General features: G+C 69.0%; 1 pseudogene. It reads left to right on the top strand.

From position 1 onward, the window contains the following. Positions 1–195: 195 nt before the first annotated feature. Positions 196–552, top strand: a pseudogene (locus tag AC08OO_RS14450) (hypothetical protein); the annotation flags it as partial.

Genomic DNA, 552 nt, shown 5'->3' with positions numbered 1-552 from the left:
GGGGGAGGGTGCCCGCGAGCGGCGGGGAGAGCCCGTCAGCGTCACGAATCCTCCCTGTCCTCCGAGTGCCGGCCGGCACATCCGCCGGTAGGAATATGACACACTCCGCACCAGACCAGAGACAGACTGCAATGCAGGCACTACCGTGCAATGCAGAAACACACACCCTGTGCCGCCGGTTGGAGGGGAGCCACCGTGCACACTGGACCAGGACCGGAGCCGAGACCGGCGCTCGACCAGCTCATAGCCCACATCACCGACCTGAAGCGGCGGCGAAACGCGACCTGGTCAGACCTGGAGCGGAAAACCGGCGTGCCCCGCCAGGCGTTCTCAGCCGCCGCACGGGGATGCCAACCCGGCGGCCGAGTGTGGGCGATCCCATCCGAGGCGACGATCATCGCGCTCGACCGGGGATTCCGTGCAGGTGGCAGCGTGTTCGCGGCCTGGGTGCAGGCCCGCCGCGAGGACGAGGAGATCCGTCTCGCCCGAATGGCCACCCGGGAGTTTCCCGGGTTGGGTGGACTACCCCCGCACCCGGGGCGGACAGTGGAC

Source organism: Frankia sp. CeCAU1, assembly GCF_977971845.1.
Note: the sequence above shows the minus strand (reverse complement) of the source record. Positions and strands in the feature narration are given on the sequence as shown.